The 17,506-nt window shown below is 63.6% G+C and carries 13 protein-coding genes and 1 pseudogene; 7 read left to right on the forward strand and 7 right to left on the reverse strand.

What is annotated here, in order from left to right:
* The first annotated feature begins 4 nt into the window (after nt 1-4).
* From alr to AC3WL2_RS19415, 4 genes are all read left to right on the forward strand, one after another.
* Nucleotides 5-1,078 (forward strand): alanine racemase, encoded by a 1,074-nt coding sequence (alr, locus tag AC3WL2_RS19400; protein WP_102684792.1) that lies wholly within the window; start codon nt 5-7, stop codon nt 1,076-1,078.
* A gap of 108 nt (nt 1,079-1,186) precedes the next feature.
* Nucleotides 1,187-1,735 (forward strand): cupin domain-containing protein, encoded by a 549-nt coding sequence (locus AC3WL2_RS19405; RefSeq protein WP_023629132.1) that lies wholly within the window; start codon nt 1,187-1,189, stop codon nt 1,733-1,735.
* Nucleotides 1,736-1,889: 154 nt separating this feature from the next.
* Complete coding sequence (locus AC3WL2_RS19410; protein WP_038707641.1) at nt 1,890-2,294, forward strand: c-type cytochrome; 405 nt, start codon at nt 1,890-1,892, stop codon at nt 2,292-2,294.
* Nucleotides 2,295-2,439: 145 nt separating this feature from the next.
* On the forward strand, nt 2,440-4,296 hold the full coding sequence (locus AC3WL2_RS19415; protein WP_102684791.1) for an acetyl-CoA hydrolase/transferase C-terminal domain-containing protein: 1,857 nt from the start codon (nt 2,440-2,442) through the stop codon (nt 4,294-4,296).
* Between the two features lie 125 nt (nt 4,297-4,421).
* Here AC3WL2_RS19415 and AC3WL2_RS19420 read toward each other — a convergent pair whose 3' ends face one another.
* Together AC3WL2_RS19420 and rep are read right to left on the reverse strand one after the other, a co-directional pair.
* Nucleotides 4,422-4,994: a xanthine phosphoribosyltransferase gene (locus AC3WL2_RS19420; RefSeq protein ID WP_011536381.1), complete on the reverse strand. Its 573-nt coding sequence runs from the start codon at nt 4,992-4,994 to the stop codon at nt 4,422-4,424.
* A gap of 64 nt (nt 4,995-5,058) precedes the next feature.
* Nucleotides 5,059-7,068, reverse strand: coding sequence for a DNA helicase Rep (gene rep / locus AC3WL2_RS19425; RefSeq protein ID WP_102684790.1), 2,010 nt, complete (start codon nt 7,066-7,068; stop codon nt 5,059-5,061).
* A 256-nt stretch (nt 7,069-7,324) separates the two neighbouring features.
* Here rep and AC3WL2_RS19430 point away from each other — a divergent pair, with 256 nt between their 5' ends.
* A complete protein-coding gene (locus AC3WL2_RS19430; protein WP_102684789.1) occupies nt 7,325-8,992 on the forward strand; it encodes a putative bifunctional diguanylate cyclase/phosphodiesterase in 1,668 nt (555 codons plus the stop codon).
* 7 nt (nt 8,993-8,999) lie between these two features.
* Here AC3WL2_RS19430 and scpC read toward each other — a convergent pair.
* The 5 genes and pseudogenes from scpC to AC3WL2_RS19455 form a co-directional block, all read right to left on the reverse strand.
* Nucleotides 9,000-10,487: pseudogene (gene scpC / locus AC3WL2_RS19435) on the reverse strand (succinyl-CoA:acetate CoA-transferase ScpC); the annotation flags it as partial.
* Between the two features lie 191 nt (nt 10,488-10,678).
* The gene (locus tag AC3WL2_RS19440; RefSeq protein WP_023631271.1) at nt 10,679-12,115 is read right to left on the reverse strand and encodes an NAD(P)(+) transhydrogenase (Re/Si-specific) subunit beta; all 1,437 of its coding nucleotides are present in this window, start codon (nt 12,113-12,115) and stop codon (nt 10,679-10,681) included.
* A gap of 2 nt (nt 12,116-12,117) precedes the next feature.
* Nucleotides 12,118-12,432 (reverse strand): NAD(P) transhydrogenase subunit alpha part 2, encoded by a 315-nt coding sequence (locus tag AC3WL2_RS19445; RefSeq protein WP_008097413.1) that lies wholly within the window; start codon nt 12,430-12,432, stop codon nt 12,118-12,120.
* Between the two features lie 11 nt (nt 12,433-12,443).
* A complete protein-coding gene (locus tag AC3WL2_RS19450) occupies nt 12,444-13,565 on the reverse strand; it encodes a Re/Si-specific NAD(P)(+) transhydrogenase subunit alpha (protein WP_102684787.1) in 1,122 nt (373 codons plus the stop codon).
* 438 nt (nt 13,566-14,003) lie between these two features.
* Nucleotides 14,004-14,903 carry a LysR family transcriptional regulator gene (locus AC3WL2_RS19455; protein ID WP_102684786.1) on the reverse strand — a complete coding sequence of 300 codons (900 nt, stop codon included), beginning with the start codon at nt 14,901-14,903 and terminating at the stop codon, nt 14,004-14,006.
* A 164-nt stretch (nt 14,904-15,067) separates the two neighbouring features.
* On the opposite strand from AC3WL2_RS19455, the gene AC3WL2_RS19460 reads away from it, so the two are divergent.
* On the forward strand, nt 15,068-16,249 hold the full coding sequence (locus AC3WL2_RS19460; RefSeq protein ID WP_023630017.1) for an acyl-CoA dehydrogenase: 1,182 nt from the start codon (nt 15,068-15,070) through the stop codon (nt 16,247-16,249).
* A 15-nt stretch (nt 16,250-16,264) separates the two neighbouring features.
* Entirely contained in the window at nt 16,265-17,485 is a 1,221-nt protein-coding gene (locus AC3WL2_RS19465; protein ID WP_102684785.1) for a CaiB/BaiF CoA transferase family protein, read from the forward strand.
* The last annotated feature ends 21 nt before the right edge of the window (nt 17,486-17,506 follow it).

Below are 17,506 nucleotides of genomic sequence, written 5' to 3' on the forward strand. Positions count from 1 at the left end.
CGCCATGCGTCCCGCCCGTGCCTTGATCGACCTCCAAGCCCTCCGACACAACTACCGCCTCGCCCGTGAGCTGACCGGCGCCAAGGCCCTGGCCGTGGTCAAGGCCGACGCCTACGGTCATGGCGCGGTGCGTTGCGCCCTGGCGCTCGAGGCCGAGGCCGACGGTTTTGCCGTGGCCTGCATCGAGGAGGCCCTGGAGCTGCGCGCGGCAGGCATCAAGGCACCCGTTCTGTTGCTCGAAGGTTTCTTCGAGGCCAGCGAGCTTTCGCTGATCGCCGAACATGATCTGTGGTGCGTGGTGCATTCGCCATGGCAGTTGGAAGCGATCGAGAAGACCTCGGTGCACAAGCCGCTGACCGTCTGGTTGAAGATGGACACCGGCATGCACCGCGTCGGCGTGCACCCCAAGGACTACGCCGATGCCTACCAGCGCCTGCTGGCCAGCGGCAAGGTCTCGCGCATTGTGCTGATGAGCCACTTCGCCCGCGCCGACGAGCTCGACGCCGCCGCCACCGAACAGCAGGTCGCCGTGTTCGAGGCTGCCCGCCAGGGCCTGGCCGCCGAGTGCAGCCTGCGCAACTCGCCGGCCGTGCTGGGCTGGCCGAGCATCAAGAGCGACTGGGTACGTCCAGGCATCATGCTCTACGGCGCCACGCCTTTCGAGGTGGAGCAGGCCGAGGCTGCTCGCCTGCAGCCTGTGATGACCCTGCAATCGCGCATCATCAGCGTGCGCGAGCTGCCTGCCGGTGAGCCGGTAGGCTATGGCGCCAGGTTCATAAGCCCGCGGCCGACCCGGGTCGGCGTGGTCGCCATGGGCTATGCCGATGGTTACCCGCGCCAGGCACCTACCGGCACGCCAGTGGTGGTGGCCGGCAAGCGCACCCAGCTGATTGGCCGCGTGTCGATGGACATGCTCTGCGTCGACCTGACAGACGTGCCCGAGGCCACTGTCGGCAGCCCGGTCGAGTTGTGGGGCAAGCAAGTACTGGCCAGCGACGTGGCCATGCAGGCCGGGACCATTCCGTACCAGATCTTCTGCAATCTCAAGCGCGTGCCGCTGGACTATATCGGCGAATAAGGCGCTGAAGCGGACAGGCTGCGGGGCTGTGTGTTGTAAATACTGAACGGCATTGCCATCATATCGTTCACACTCCCCCAACCTCGACCGTTTCTGGAGGCGCAAGCTTTGGACGTCGGTGAACGACTGCAAGCCATCCGCAAGCTCAAGGGCCTGTCCCAGCGCGAACTCGCCAAGCGCGCGGGGGTGACCAACAGCACCATCTCGATGATCGAGAAGAACAGCGTGAGCCCGTCGATCAGCTCCCTGCGCAAAGTGCTCAGCGGTATCCCCATGTCCATGGTCGAGTTCTTCTCGGTGGAACTCGCGCCCGAAAGCCCAACCCAGATCGTCTACAAGGCGCACGAGCTGATCGACATCTCCGATGGCGCGGTGACCATGAAATTGGTCGGCAAGTCGCACCCCAATCGCGCCATCGCGTTTCTGACCGAGGTCTACCCGCCGGGCGCCGACACGGGGGCGGAAATGCTCACCCATGATGGCGAAGAGACCGGCATTCTTCTCGAAGGCCGCCTGGAACTGGTGGTCGGCACCGAGATCTTCATCCTCGAAGCCGGCGACAGCTACTACTTCGAAAGCACCCGTCCGCACCGCTTCCGCAACCCGTTCGAGGAGCCGGCCCGGCTGATCAGCGCGGCCACCCCGTCGAACTTTTGATCCAGCGCAGTGCATTGATGGGTCAATACCCTTTCCCTGAGTGTGGTCGTTTCACGCCTTCCAGGTTCCCGCTATACTTTTCAACGCTCGCAATTCCGTGGCCGCGGGCGTGATTAGCCACCATGAGGGTGTTCGCGTGAACCAAATCAAGAAGATGCTGGCCGTACCAGCAGCCGTATTCGCCCTTTGGGCAATGAGCGCAACCGCTGCAACCAACGACGACATCGCCAAGCGTCTCGAGCCGGTCGGCCAGGTGTGTGTCCAGGGCCAGGAATGCAAGGGCATGGAAGTGGCCGCCAGTGCCGGTGGCGGCGGTGCCAAGACGCCGGACGAGATCATCGCCAAGCATTGCAATGCCTGCCATGGCACCGGCCTGCTGAACGCGCCGAAGATCGGTGACACCGCTGCGTGGAAAGAGCGTGCCGACCACCAAGGCGGACTCGATGGCATCCTGGCCAAGGCCATCACCGGGATCAACGCCATGCCACCGAAGGGCACCTGCGCCGATTGCTCGGATGATGACCTGAAGGGTGCGATCAAGAAGATGTCCGGGCTGTGAGCCAGACCTGACTTGTATAAAGCCCGCCCCTGATGGCGGGCTTTTGTTTTTGGGCCGGTAGCCCTATTGCGGGGGCGGGACAGGCAACCAACCCGCTGTGACTTGTGTCCAACCCCTGAACCCACGGATGACTCAGGAGGCCCAGATGAATCGCTGCTCCATCGACCAGGCTGTCGGACAGGCCCTGGCCCGACTGCCCAGCCATATTCACATGGGCCTGCCGCTCGGCCTGGGCAAACCCAACGCCTTCGTCAACGCGCTGTATGCCCGCATCCGCGAGTTGCCTGAGCGTCGTCTGACCCTCTACACCGCCTTGTCCCTCGGCCGCCCGCCGTTGGGCGATGGCTTGCAACGGCGCTTCCTTGAGCCTTTCGTCGAGCGTGTATTCGCCGACTATGAGGAGCTCGCCTACCTGGCCGACCTGCGTGCCGACAAGCTCCCGCCGAACATCCGCGTCGAGCAGTTCTTCATGCAGCCCGGCAGCCTGCTGCACAGCGACACGGCCCAGCAGGACTACGTCAGCAGCAACTACAGCCACGCCGCACGGGATATCAACGCCAAGGGCCTGAACCTGATCGCGCAGCTGGTGGCGGCCACGCCCGAACGGCCCGATCACCTGAGCCTGGCCTGCAACCCCGACATCACCCTCGACCTGCTGCCGATGATCGCCCGGCGCCGCGCTGAGGGCGAGACCATCCTGGTGCTTGGCCAGATCCATGACGAACTGCCTTACATGCCAGGGGACGCGGAGCTGGGCCTGGAACAGTTCGACTTGCTGATCGACCAGCCCGAAAGTCGCCGGTTGTTCTCCACGCCAAACATGCCGGTGAACACCCAGGACCATTGCATCGGCCTGCATGCCAGCACCCTGGTGCGCGACGGCGGTACCCTGCAGATCGGCATCGGCGCCATGGGTGATGCGGTGGCGGCGGCGCTGCTGGCACGCCAGGGCGACAACGAAGGCTATCGTGCGCTGCTCGATGAGCTGGATATCGGCCCATGGCAGGCACTGATCGAGCGGGAAGGAGGGCTGGATACTTTCGCCCAGGGGCTGTATGGCTGCAGCGAAATGTTCGTCAACGGGTTGCTTGCCCTGGCTGAAGCCGGGGTGGTGCGCCGCCCGGCTGACGAGCATGGCGTGCTGGTGCATGGCGGCTTCTTCCTTGGCCCACGGGCGTTCTACCAGCGCCTGCGCGAGATGCCGCTGGAGCAGCGTGCTCGCTTCGCCATGACCGCCATCAGCTACATCAACGAGCTGTACGGCCAGGAGGAGCGCAAGCGTCGCCAGCGCCGGGATGCGCGCTTCATCAATACGGTATTCGGCATGACCTTGCTGGGTGCCGGTGTCGCTGACCAGCTCGAGGATGGCCGGGTACTCAGCGGTGTGGGCGGGCAGTACAACTTCGTCGCCCAGGGCCATGCGCTGGAGGGTGGTCGCTCGATCCTGTTGCTGCGTAGCTGGCGCGAGGCCGGGGGCGAGGTCACTTCCAACCTCTACTGGACCTACGGCCACTGCACGATACCCCGGCACTTGCGAGACATCGTGATCACCGAATACGGCATCGCCGACCTGCGCGGGCAGACCGACAGCGAGGTGATTGCGCGGTTGCTGGCGATCAGTGACTCTCGTTTTCAGCGCGAGCTGATGGAGCGAGCCAAGGCGGCGGGCAAGCTGGCGAAGGATTTCGTGCTGGATGCGCGCTATACCGACAACACTCCCGAGCGCCTGGAGGCAACCCGCGCGCGGCATGCGCGATTGTTCCCGGAATATCCGCTGGGCAGCGATTTCACGGCCGAGGAGCGTGACTTGTTGCGGGCGCTGAATTGGCTCAAGAGCAAGTTCAAGCTGAGTGAGGTGCTGGAACTGGGCAAGGCGGCGCTGGATGCGCCGGCGCCCGAGGCCTATGCAGCGCAGTTGGCGCGCATGGGGCTGGGGGAGCCACAGGGGCTGAAGGAGGAGTTGTACCAGCGGCTGCTGCTGGCTGGCTTGGCGGCGACCTGAAAGATTGCCGGGGCTGCTTTGCAGCCCAATCGCCGGCAAGCCAGCTCCCACAGGAGTACCGCAGGGCTTTGGCCTTGTGCGGTGCCTGTGGGAGCCGGCTTGCCGGCGATGAGGTCGGTACAGGCTTACTCGATGAAGGTGACCACGCCACCTTCCAGCGACTTCACCCGGGCCAGCGACTCGACGCGGTAGCCCTGGCTGTCCAGCTCGGCGCGGCCGCCCTGGAACGACTTCTCGATGACGATGCCCAGGCCGGCCACGGTGGCGCCGGCCTGCTTGATGATCGAGATCAGCGCTTGGGACGCCTTGCCGTTGGCCAGGAAGTCATCGATCACCAGCACGCGGTCGCTGCTGTTGAGGTGGCGCGGCGAGATGGCCACGGTGTTCTCGGTCTGCTTGGTGAAGGAATACACCGAGGCAGTCAGCAGGTTCTCGGTCAGGGTCAGCGACTGGTGCTTGCGGGCGAAGATCACCGGAACGCCGAGCTTCAGGCCGGTCATCACCGCCGGGGCGATGCCCGAAGCTTCGATGGTGACGATCTTGGTCACGCCGGAGTCGGCGAACAGGCGGGCGAACTCGTCACCGATCAGCTGCATCAGTGCAGGGTCGATCTGGTGGTTGAGAAACGCGTCGACTTTGAGTACCTGGTCGGAAAGCACGATGCCTTCTTCGCGAATCTTCTGCTGCAGTGCTTCCACTGTTTATTCCTCGATGTAGCAAAGGTGGCCGCAAAGAGCGGCAAAGTTTAAGAGTAATGGTTGATCAGCGTTTGAGCATTGCCCGGATATCGGCCAGGGCGTTGTTGCCGCGCGCGGCTTTCACTTCCACGGGCGCATCGTCCAGGCCTTCCCAGGCCAGGTCGTCCGGCGGCAGTTCATCCAGGAACCGGCTCGGTGTGCAGTCGATGATTTCGCCGTATTGCTTGCGCTTGGCGGCGAAGGTGAAGGCCAGGGTCTGGCGTGCGCGGGTGATGCCCACGTAGGCCAGGCGGCGTTCTTCCTCGATGGTGTCGGCCTCGATGCTCGAGCGGTGGGGGAGAATCTCCTCCTCCATGCCCATGATGAACACGTAAGGGAATTCCAGGCCCTTGGAGGCGTGCAGGGTCATCATCTGCACGCCCTCGGCGTTCTCTTCCTCTTCCTGCTGACGCTCGAGCATGTCGCGCAGCACCAGCTTGCCGATGGCATCCTCGATGGTCATGTCACCCTCTTCGTCCTTTTCGAGGGTGTTCTTCAGCGCTTCGACCAGGAACCAGACGTTGCTGATGCGGAACTCCGCGGCCTTGTCGCTGGCGGTCTGCTGGCGGATCCAGTTCTCGTAGTCGATGTCGCGGATCATCTCGTGCAGCGCGGCGATCGGGTCGTCCAGGGCGACTTTGTGGCGTACCCCGTCGAGCCAGTGCTTGAAGCGCTGCAGGCGCTCGGTGTAGCGGGCGTCGAGGTGCTCGCCCAGGCCCATCTCCTCGCTGGCGGCGTACATCGAGATGCCGCGCTCGGTGGAATAGTTGCCGAGCTTTTCCAGCGTGGTCGAGCCGATTTCGCGGCGCGGCACGTTGATGACGCGCAGGTAGGCATTGTCGTCGTCGGGGTTCACCAGCAGGCGCAGGTAGGCCATCAGGTCCTTGACCTCCTGGCGGCCGAAGAAGCTGTTGCCGCCGGACAGACGGTACGGCACCTGGTGGTGCTGCAGCTTCAATTCGATCAGCTTGGCCTGGTAGTTGCCGCGGTAGAGGATGGCAAAGTCGCTGTACGGGCGGTTGGTGCGCAGGTGCAGGGTGAGGATTTCCATGGCCACGCGCTCGGCCTCGGCCTCCTCGTTCTTGCAGCGGATCACGCGGATCTCATCGCCCACGCCCATCTCGCTCCACAGCTGCTTTTCGAAGGCATGCGGGTTGTTGGCGATCAGCACGTTGGCACAGCGCAGGATGCGGCTGGTGGAGCGGTAGTTCTGCTCGAGCATGACGATCTTCAGGGAGGGGTAGTCCTCCTTGAGCAGCATCAGGTTCTCCGGGCGCGCGCCACGCCAGGCGTAGATCGACTGGTCGTCGTCGCCGACCACGGTGAACTGGTTGCGCATGCCGATCAGCATCTTCACCAGCAGGTACTGGCTGGCATTGGTGTCCTGGTACTCGTCCACCAGCAGGTAGCGCACGCGGTTCTGCCAGCGTTCGAGCACGTCGGGGTGTTCCTGGAACAGCTTGACCGGCTGCAGGATCAGGTCGTCGAAGTCCACCGCGTTGAACGCCTTGAGCGTGCGCTGGTAGTGGGTGTAGACGATGGCCGCGGTCTGCTCGCGCGGGTTGCGCGCCTTTTCCAGGGCCTCGGGCGGCAGGATCAGGTCATTCTTCCAGGCACCGATCATGTTCTTGATCTCGTCGATGCCGTCGTCGCCGGAGTATTCCTTCTGCATGATGTCCGACAGCAGCGCCTTGATGTCGGACTCGTCGAAGATCGAGAACCCCGGCTTGTAGCCCAGGCGGTCATGCTCCTTGCGGATGATGTTCAGGCCCAGGTTGTGGAAGGTACACACGGTCAGGCCCCGGCCTTCCCCCGGACGCAGCAGGGTGGCGACTCGCTCCTTCATCTCGCGCGCGGCCTTGTTGGTGAAGGTCATGGCGACGATGTACTGGGCGCGGATGCCGCAGTTCTGGATGAGGTGGGCAATCTTGCGCGTGATCACGCTGGTCTTGCCGGAGCCTGCACCGGCGAGCACCAAAAGAGGGCCGCCGACGTAGTCGCGGGCTTCCTGTTGCCGGGGATTGAGTCGGGACATGCTAGAAACCGGGGGTAACCAGAAAATAGCCGCGCATTCTAGCAGGCATGGGGTGGTTAATGCGCGACCGTCTGACGTTGTGATGCAGGGCGCGAATCGGATTTGCCGCATCTGCTACTTTCGCGCAGGATGCACGTCAGATTGCGTCGGGATGGTGGCCAGGGACGGGCAATGACTAAAAGTGAAAATCATTTCCAATTAATCGGGTAGGATTGCCCGCGCTCGCCGTTCCACCGCCCACATCTAAGGAGCCCGCTTGTCCACGCCTGTCGAACCCCTGCGTTTGCTGCTGTTGGCTGATGAGCCGGAGTGGGCCGTGCACCTGCGCGACTGCTTGCAACCTATGGGTGGCAGCGTCGTGCTGCTGACCGCGCCGAACTGGGCGGCGGTGGACAGCCTGTTCGCCAACGACCGTCAGGCCGTGGTGCTGGCCACGCCCGAGCTGCAGCCCGCGCCGGGGCGTTGCGAGCTGCCGACGATCCTGCTGCTCGAGCAGGAACCGGCCAGCGCGCCGCTGGGCGCCAGCGACTGGCTGGTGCTGGCGCAACTGACTACCGACACGCTGCGTCGCTCCCTGCGTCACGTGCGTGAGCGCGGCGTACTGGTGGCCACCCTGCAGCGCCTGGCCGAACAAGACCCGCTGACCGGCATCGCCAACCGCCAGGGCTTCCAGGCCCTGCTGACCGCGCGGCTGGCCGAGAACGAAGGCCGCGGTCTGGCCCTTGGTCATCTCGACCTGGACAACTTCCGCCATGTCAACGACGCCCTCGGTCACCAGGGTGGCGATCGTCTGATCCTGCAGGTGGTCGCCCGCTTGAAGCACCAGCTGGAGGCGAGCGACCAACTGGCGCGCCTGGGCAGCGACGAGTTCGCGTTGTTGATCGACACCCGGCGTGACCCCAACCGCGCCGAGTGGATGGCCGAGCGCATCACCGAGGCGCTGACCGAGCCCTACTGGATCGACGGCGAGAGCCTGCTGCTCGGCTGCAGCCTGGGGATCGCCCATGCCCGCGCCCAGGCCGGCGCCGACCCGCTGATGTGGCACGCCCACATCGCCATGCGCCAGGCCAAGGGCAGCCAGGGCTGTACCTTCCACGTATTCAATGAGCGTATCAATCGCAACGCACGCAGCCTCGCCGACCTGGAAAGCGAGTTGCGCCGCGCTCTGCGCCGCGACGAGCTGGAACTGCACTACCAGCCGCGGCTGAACCTTGCCGACGGGCGTATCGTCGGGCTCGAGGCGCTGGTGCGCTGGAACCATCCCGAGCGCGGCCTGCTGGCGCCCAGTGAGTTCGTGCCGCTGGCCGAGCAGAGCGGGTTGATCGTGCCACTGGGTTACTGGGTGATCTCGCGGGCCCTGAGTGACATGCAGGCCCTGCGCGAACGCGGCCTGGCGCCGCTGCACATGGCGGTGAACCTGAGCTTTCGCCAGTTCCAGGACAGTCAGTTGCTGGCAACCCTGAGCCGGCTGATAGTCGAGCACGGGGTCGATGCGCGCTGGCTGGAGTTCGAGCTGACCGAAACGGCGGTCATGCGCCGCAACGAGTTGGTCCGCCAGACCATGGATGCCCTCGGGCGGCTGGGGGTGCGCTTCTCGCTGGATGACTTCGGCACCGGCTTTTCATCGTTCGTGCACCTGAACAGCTTGCCGATCACCTTGCTGAAGGTCGATCGCAGCTTCGTCGGCGGCATGGAGCAACGCGAAGAGAATGCCAAGCTGGTACACGCGATGATCAACCTGGCGCACAACCTCAACCTGGAGGTGGTGGCAGAAGGGGTGGAGAGCGAGGAGCAACTGGCGCTGCTGCGGGCGTTCGGTTGCGACCAGGTGCAGGGCTTCCTGGTCAGTCGGCCGTTGCCGGTGGAGGCGTTGATCGAGTACCTGTTGCAGGTGTCCACCCCGGGTTTGGTGCAGACCCTTTAGGCCCAATCGCCGGCATGCGCCCGGTTTCTTCCAGGTTCTCGTGCCAGCTCAGCGCCTCGCGCAGGATATGCGGGGTATGCCCGCCACGCTGGCAAGCGCGCTCGAAGTAGTCGTTGAGTGCCGCGCGGTAGTCCGGGTGCACGCAGTTGTCGATGATCACCCGGGCGCGCTCGCGCGGCGCCAGGCCGCGCAGGTCGGCCAGGCCCACCTCGGTCACCAGGATGTCCACGTCATGCTCGGTGTGATCGACGTGGCTGACCATTGGCACCACGCTGGAAATCGCGCCGCCCTTGGCGATCGACTTGGTGACGAAGATCGCCAGGTGGGCGTTGCGGGCGAAGTCGCCCGAGCCGCCGATGCCGTTCATCATCCTGGTGCCGCAGACGTGGGTCGAGTTGACGTTGCCGTAGATGTCGAACTCGAGCGCCGTGTTGATGCCGATGATCCCTAAGCGACGCACCACTTCAGGGTGGTTGGAAATCTCCTGCGGACGCAGCACCAGCTTGTCCTTGTAGCGATCCAGATTGCCGAACACATCGGCATTGCGGCGGCTCGACAGGGTGATCGAGCTGCCTGAGGCAAAGCTCAGCTTGCCGGCGTCGATCAGGTCGAAGGTCGAATCCTGCAGCACTTCGGAGTACATGGTCAGGTTTTCGAACGGCGACTCGATCAGGCCGCACATCACCGCGTTGGCGATGCTGCCGATACCGGCCTGCAGCGGCCCGAGGTTGTTGCTCATGCGGCCGGCATCCACCTCGCCCTTGAGGAAGGCGATCAGGTGGTCGGCGATGCCTTGGGTCTCATGATCGGGCGGCAGCACGGTGGACGGCGAGTCCGGCTGGTCACTGATGACGATGCCGACGATCTTCGCCGGGTCGATCGGGATCGCGGTGCTGCCGATGCGGTCGTCTACCTTCACCAGCGGGATCGGCGTGCGGGTCGGACGGTAGGTCGGGATGTAGATGTCGTGCAGGCCTTCGAGGTTGGCGTTGTGCGACAGGTTGATCTCGACGATGACCTGCTTGGCGAAGATCGCGAAGCTGGCCGAGTTGCCCACCGAGGTGGTTGGCACGATATGGCCTTGCTCGGTGATCGCCACCGCTTCGATGACCGCGATGTCCGGCAGGGTCAGTTGCTTGTTGCGCAACTGCTCGACGGTTTCCGACAGGTGCTGGTCGATGAACATCACTTTGCCGTCGTTGATGGCCTTGCGCAGGGTGCTGTCGACCTGGAACGGCATCCGCCGGGCGAGTACGCCGGCTTCGGTCAGTTGCTTGTCCAGGTCGTTGCCCAGGCTGGCGCCGGTCATCAGGCTGATCTTCAGCGGCGACTGCTTGGCGCGCTCGGCCAGTGCGTGGGGCACGGCCTTGGCTTCGCCGGCGCGGGTGAAGCCGCTCATGCCGACGGTCATGCCGTCCTCGATCAGGCCAGCGGCGTCAGCCGCACTCATTACCTTGCTGTGCAGGGAGGACAAGCGGATACGATCACGGTACATGGATTGTTATCTCAGGCTACTGAAGCTACTGGAAGCGCAGTCTAGAGATTTCGCCCGGTGCCGTCCCGCGACCATGGTCGTATGAGCGGCCCGGAAATAGAGCCGTTGATCTGGATCAGGCAAATGCGACAAACCCCGGAAATGGCTTCCCGGGGTTTGTCTTGTACAAGCGGCCGCGATGCTCGTTGGACCTACTCCACAGCCTTGACCATGTCCTCGATGACCTTCTTCGCGTCACCGAACACCATCATGGTCTTGTCCAGGTAGAACAATTCGTTGTCCAGGCCGGCATAGCCGCTGGCCATGGAGCGCTTGTTGACGATGATGGTCTTGGCCTTGAAGGCCTCGAGGATCGGCATGCCGGCGATCGGCGACTTGGGATCGTTCTTTGCCGCCGGGTTGACCACATCGTTGGCGCCCAGCACCAGCACCACGTCGGCCTGGCCGAACTCGGCGTTGATGTCTTCCATCTCGAACACCTGGTCGTACGGGACCTCGGCCTCGGCCAGCAGCACGTTCATGTGCCCGGGCATGCGCCCCGCCACCGGGTGGATCGCATACTTCACGGTCACGCCGTTGTGGGTCAGCTTCTCGGTCAGCTCCTTGAGCGCGTGCTGGGCACGGGCCACCGCCAGGCCATAGCCTGGGACGATGATCACGCTGTCGGCGTTGCTCAGCAGGAACGTGGCGTCGTCGGCCGAACCGGATTTCACCGGGCGTTGCTCTTTCGAACCCGTCGCGGCACCGGCATCGACGTCGGCACCGAAGCCACCGAGGATCACATTGAAGAACGAACGGTTCATCGCCTTGCACATGATGTACGACAGGATCGCGCCGCTGGAACCGACCAGGGAGCCGGCGATGATCAGCATCGAGTTGTTCAGCGAGAAGCCGATACCGGCTGCTGCCCAGCCCGAATAGCTGTTGAGCATCGACACTACCACCGGCATGTCGGCGCCGCCGATCGGGATGATGATCAGCACGCCCATGACGAAGGCCAGGGCCAGCATCAGGGTGAAGGCGCTGTAGTGGCCGGTGAAGGTGAACAGCAGCCCCAGGGCGATGGTCGCCAGGCCCAGGATCAGGTTCAACTTGTGCTGGCCGGCGAACTGTACCGGTGCGCCCTGGAACAAGCGGAACTTGTACTTGCCCGACAGCTTGCCGAAGGCGATCACGGAACCTGAGAAGGTGACGGCGCCGATGGCCGCGCCAAGGAACAGCTCGAGGCGGTTGCCGGTGGGGATCGGGTCGCTGATGGCGGCGACGATGCCCAGCGACTGTGGTTCGAGCACGGCTGCGATGGCAATGAATACCGCGGCGAGGCCGATCATGCTGTGCATGAACGCGACCAGTTCGGGCATCTTGGTCATCTCCACGCGCTTGGCCATGATCGAACCCGCGGTACCACCGACCAGCAGGCCGACGATCACGTAGCCGATACCTGCCGTGGCCAGCTCGGCGCCAAGCTTGTAGATGAGGCCCACCGTGGTGAGGATCGCGATACCCATGCCGATCATGCCGAACAGGTTGCCACGGCGTGAGGTGGTCGGGTGCGAGAGGCCCTTGAGCGCCTGGATGAAGCAGACCGAGGCGACCAGGTACAGAAGCGTTACCAGATTCATGCTCATGCTTACTTCTGCGCCTCGTTCTTGGTTTTCTTCTTGAACATTTCCAGCATGCGGCGGGTGACCAGGAAGCCACCGAACACGTTGACCGCGGCCAGCGCCACGGCCAGGGTGCCCATGACCTTGCCGGCCGGGGTCACGGTCAGCGCGGCGGCCAGCATGGCGCCGACGATGACGATCGCGGAAATGGCGTTGGTGACTGCCATCAGCGGTGTGTGCAGGGCCGGGGTGACGTTCCACACCACGTGGTAGCCCACGTAGATGGCCAGCACGAAGATGATCAGGTTGTAGATGCCGTGGGAAATCAGCATGTCTTCCATTGTCGTGCTCCTCAGCCGTTCTTGCGCACGACCTGGCCGTCGCGGCACATCAGGCACGCGGCGACGATGTCGTCTTCGAGGTTGATGACCAGGTTGCCGTCCTTGTCGAACAGCAGCTTCATGAAGTCGAGCAGGTTGCGCGCGTACAGCGCCGAGGCGTCGGCACCGACCTGCGCCGGCAGGTTGGTCGGGCCGACGAGGGTCACGCCGTTCTCCATCACCACTTGGTCGGCCACGGTCAGCGGGCAGTTTCCGCCTTGGGCTGCGGCCAGGTCGATGACCACCGAACCGGGTTTCATCTGCGCCACGGTCTCGGCGCTGAGCAGCGTCGGCGCTTTGCGTCCGGGTATCAGCGCGGTGGTGATGACGATGTCCGCCTGCTTGGCTCGCTCGTGCACGGCCTGGGCCTGGCGCTGCATCCAGCTGGCCGGCATTGGCCGGGCGTAGCCGCCCACGCCTTCGGCGCACTCGCGTTCCTCGTCGGTCTCGTAGGGCACGTCGATGAACTTGGCGCCAAGTGACTCGATCTGCTCCTTTACCGCCGGACGCACGTCGGACGCCTCGATCACCGCGCCCAGGCGCTTGGCCGTGGCGATGGCCTGCAGGCCGGCCACGCCGGCACCGAGGATCAGCACGCGGGCGGCCTTTACGGTGCCGGCGGCGGTCATCAGCATGGGCATGAAGCGTGGGTAGTGGTGGGCGGCCAGCAGCACGGCCTTGTAGCCGGCGATGTTGGCCTGGGACGACAGCACGTCGAGGCTCTGCGCGCGTGAGGTGCGCGGTGCGGCTTCCAGGGCGAAGGCGGTGATGCCGCGCTCGGCCATCTTGGCGATCAGTTCGTTGTTGAACGGGTTGAGCATGCCTGCCAGCAGGCTGCCGCTGTTGATCAGCGCCAACTCCTGGTCACTGGGCGCGACTACCTTGACCACCAGCTGCGCGCCGAAGGCGTCGGCGGCTTCGCCCAAGTTGGCGCCAACGGCCTCATAGGCACTGTCCGGAATGCTGGCCTTTAGCCCTGCCCCCCGTTGCACGGTGACCTGATGGCCCTGGCCAACCAGTTTCTTGATGGTTTCCGGGGTCGCGGCGACCCTTGTCTCACCCGTCTGCGTCTCGAGAGGAACACCAATGTGCACGACTTTGTCTCCTGCGGTGACCTTTTGTCTTTATAGGAACCAGCGCACTTCGGGTGGTGCGGCTGGGTGGTCGTAGAGCACGACCCCGCCGGATCCGGGGCGGGGGAAGCATTTTGCAGACGAACCCGAGGGCCTTCAACCGGTTCTGAAGCGAAACGAAGTCAAAACTACAAGTCACCCTGTGACCGTATGTCGCAACGATTTGCCCTCAACCCGTCAAGCACGCGCTATGCGGAGCTTAGGAGAAAATTTGAAAAAAATTCCGCTATTTTCGTTCTCAGTTTGCTGAATGTCGCAAAATCAGCTGCAAACCCGCGCAGTAACTAGGGTTGCTATGTTTTTCAGGGTGAGCGGAACAGATTACGAATTTGCGACAATTCCATATATTTGTAGGTGTTTAAAATAATTGACTACGGGGTCAGCTTTGACCGTTTCACCCTATTTCGTGGCGGTGTACTGTTGCGCCTGCGCCACCAGCCAGTCGCGGAACGCCCGTAGCGAGGCGGACTCGACCTTCCGCTCGGGGATCATCAGATGGTAGGCCTTGTCACTGGTCAGGGCATGCCTGTTAGCGACCATCAGTCGGCCCTCCTGCAGCTCGCGCTGGATCAGGAACGGTGGAATCAGCGCAATGCCCATGTCATGCATGGCGGCCTGGGCGAGCATCGAAAACAGCTCGTAGCGCGGGCCGGTCATGTCGCGTTCGACACTCATCCCCAAGCCGTCGAACCATTGTCGCCAGGCATAAGGGCGGGTGGTCTGCTGCAGCAGCGGCAAGTCGGCAATGCGCTGGGCGTCGAGGCTGGCTTGCCCTTCCAGCAGGGAAGGGCTGCACACCGGCACGGGGTTCTCGCCCATCAGTCGGTGGGATTGGGTGCCCGACCAGTCGGCGTCGCCGAAGTAGATGGCGGCATCGAAGGGCGTGTCGGCGAACAGGAAGGGGCGGGTGCGGTTGGTCAGGTTGACCGTGACCTCCGGGTGACGCTGCTGGAAGTCTTTCAGCCGCGGCAGCAACCACTGGGTGCCGAAGGTCGGCACTACCGCCAGCTCGATCACATTGGCGCCTTGCTGGCGCATCACCGAAAGCGTGTCGCGCTCCACCGCATCCAGCTGTGCGGTTACCTGGCGACTGTAGGAGAGCCCGGCTTCGGTCAGTTTCACGCCCCGGCGCGAGCGACGGAACAGCTCGACATTGAGGAAGGCCTCAAGGCTGCCGATCTGCCGACAGACGGCGCCCTGGGTCAGGGCCAGTTCCTGGGCGGCCTTGGTGAAGCTCTCGTGACGTGCGGCCGCCTCGAAGCAGACCAGGGCGGTGGTGCTGGGAATCTTTCGGCGCATGTACGTGAACCTCACATGTCAGGCGTTGAGCAGGGCATTCTGATGATTACGAAGTGAGAAAATATCACTAAACGGTGCGCAATCCTCGTTTGTCCCTCACGCCAAACAGGCCTAGGATCAATCCAGCACAACAATTTCGTTCCCATCTTTCGAGGAATCCGCACATGGCTGGCAAGGCAAGCTTCAACTGGATCGACCCGCTGCTGCTGGATCAGCAGCTCACTGAAGAAGAGCGCATGGTCCGTGACAGCGCCTATCAGTTCGCCCAGGACAAGCTGGCGCCCCGTGTGCTGGAGGCGTTCCGTCATGAACAGACGGATCCGGCGATTTTCCGTGAGATGGGTGAAGTCGGCCTGCTTGGCGCGACCATTCCCGAGCAGTACGGCGGCAGTGGCCTGAACTACGTCTGCTACGGCCTGATCGCCCGCGAGGTGGAGCGTATCGACTCCGGCTACCGCTCGATGATGAGCGTGCAGTCGTCGCTGGTCATGGTGCCGATCAATGAGTTCGGTACCGAGGCACAGAAGCAGAAGTACCTGCCGAAGCTGGCCAGTGGCGAATGGATCGGCTGCTTCGGCCTGACCGAGCCCAACCATGGTTCCGACCCGGGCTCGATGATCACCCGCGCCCGCAAGGTCGACGGTGGTTATCGTCTGAGCGGCAGCAAGATGTGGATCACCAACAGCCCGATCGCCGATGTGTTCGTGGTCTGGGCCAAGGACGATGCCGGCGATATCCGTGGCTTCGTGCTGGAGAAAGGCTGGGACGGCCTCAGTGCTCCGGCCATCCATGGCAAAGTCGGCCTGCGTGCTTCGATCACCGGCGAGATCGTCATGGACAACGTGTTTGTGCCGGAAGAGAACATATTCCCCGATGTGCGCGGCCTCAAAGGCCCGTTCACCTGCCTGAACTCGGCCCGCTACGGCATCTCCTGGGGTGCGCTGGGTGCCGCCGAGGCCTGCTGGCACACCGCTCGCCAATACACCCTGGATCGTCAGCAGTTTGGCCGCCCACTGGCCGCCAATCAGCTGATCCAGAAAAAACTGGCCGACATGCAGACCGAGATCACCCTGGCCCTGCAAGGCTGCCTACGCTTGGGTCGTATGAAGGACGAAGGCACCGCAGCGGTGGAAATCACCTCGATCATGAAGCGCAACTCCTGCGGCAAGGCCCTGGACATCGCCCGCCTGGCGCGGGACATGCTGGGCGGCAACGGCATCTCCGACGAGTTCGGCGTCGCCCGCCACCTGGTCAACCTCGAGGTGGTCAACACCTATGAAGGTACTCACGACGTGCATGCGCTGATCCTTGGGCGCGCACAGACTGGCATCCAGGCGTTCTATTAATAGAGGAGCCAGGCAATGGGTGCGCTTTCCCATCTGCGGGTGCTGGATCTTTCCCGGGTATTGGCCGGCCCCTGGTCCGGCCAGATCCTCGCCGATCTTGGGGCGGATGTAATCAAGGTGGAGCGCCCCGGCGCGGGTGACGACACCCGCTCCTGGGGGCCGCCTTTCCTGCGCGATGCCCAGGGCGAGAATACCAGCGAGGCGGCCTACTACTTATCGGCCAACCGTAACAAGCGCTCGGTGACCATCGACTTCACTCAGCCCGAAGGCCAGCGCCTGGTGCGCGAGCTGGCGGCGAAGTCGGATATCCTCATCGAGAACTTCAAGGTGGGCGGGCTGGCAGCCTACGGGTTGGATTACCAAAGTCTGAAGGCCATCAACCCGAAGCTTATCTATTGCTCGATCACCGGCTTCGGCCAGACCGGGCCATATGCCAAGCGTGCTGGCTATGACTTCATGATCCAGGGGCTGGGCGGCTTGATGAGCCTGACCGGGCGCCCGGAGGGAGAGGAGGGCGCGGGGCCGATGAAGGTGGGGGTGGCTCTCACTGACATCCTGACCGGGCTGTATTCCACCGTGGCGATTCTTGCGGCCTTGGCGCATCGTGATCAGGCTGGGATAGGTCAGCATATCGATATGGCGTTGCTGGATGTGCAGGTGGCCTGCCTGGCCAATCAGGCGATGAACTACCTCACCACTGGCAACCCGCCACGGCGGTTGGGCAATGCGCACCCCAATATCGTGCCCTACCAGGACTTCCCGACGGCGGATGGCAATTTCATTCTTACCGTGGGTAATGACGGGCAGTTCCGCAAGTTTGCTGAAGTGGCGGGGCAGGCGCAGTGGGCGGATGACCCGCGGTTCTCTACTAATAAGCAGCGGGTAGCCAACCGTGCGGAGCTGATTCCGTTGATTCGTCAGGCTACGGTGTTCAAGACCACGGCTGAATGGGTCACAGAGCTGGAGAAGGCGGGTGTGCCATGCGGGCCGATCAATGACCTGGCGCAGATGTTCCAGGACCCACAGGTATTGGCGCGTGGGCTTGCGGTGAATGTTCCACATCCGCTGGCGGGCAGCGTGCCGCAGGTGGCCAGCCCGATCCGGTTGTCGGAGACGCCGGTGGAGTATCGTCATGCGCCTCCATTGCTGGGGGAACACACCGAGGCGGTGCTGATGGATGTGCTGGGGCTGAGTGGGGAAGCGGTGCAGGGGCTTCGGGGCGCAGGTGTGCTGTGACACGCGCTATAGATAGAAAGA

The organism is Pseudomonas sp. FW305-96, assembly GCF_058783825.1.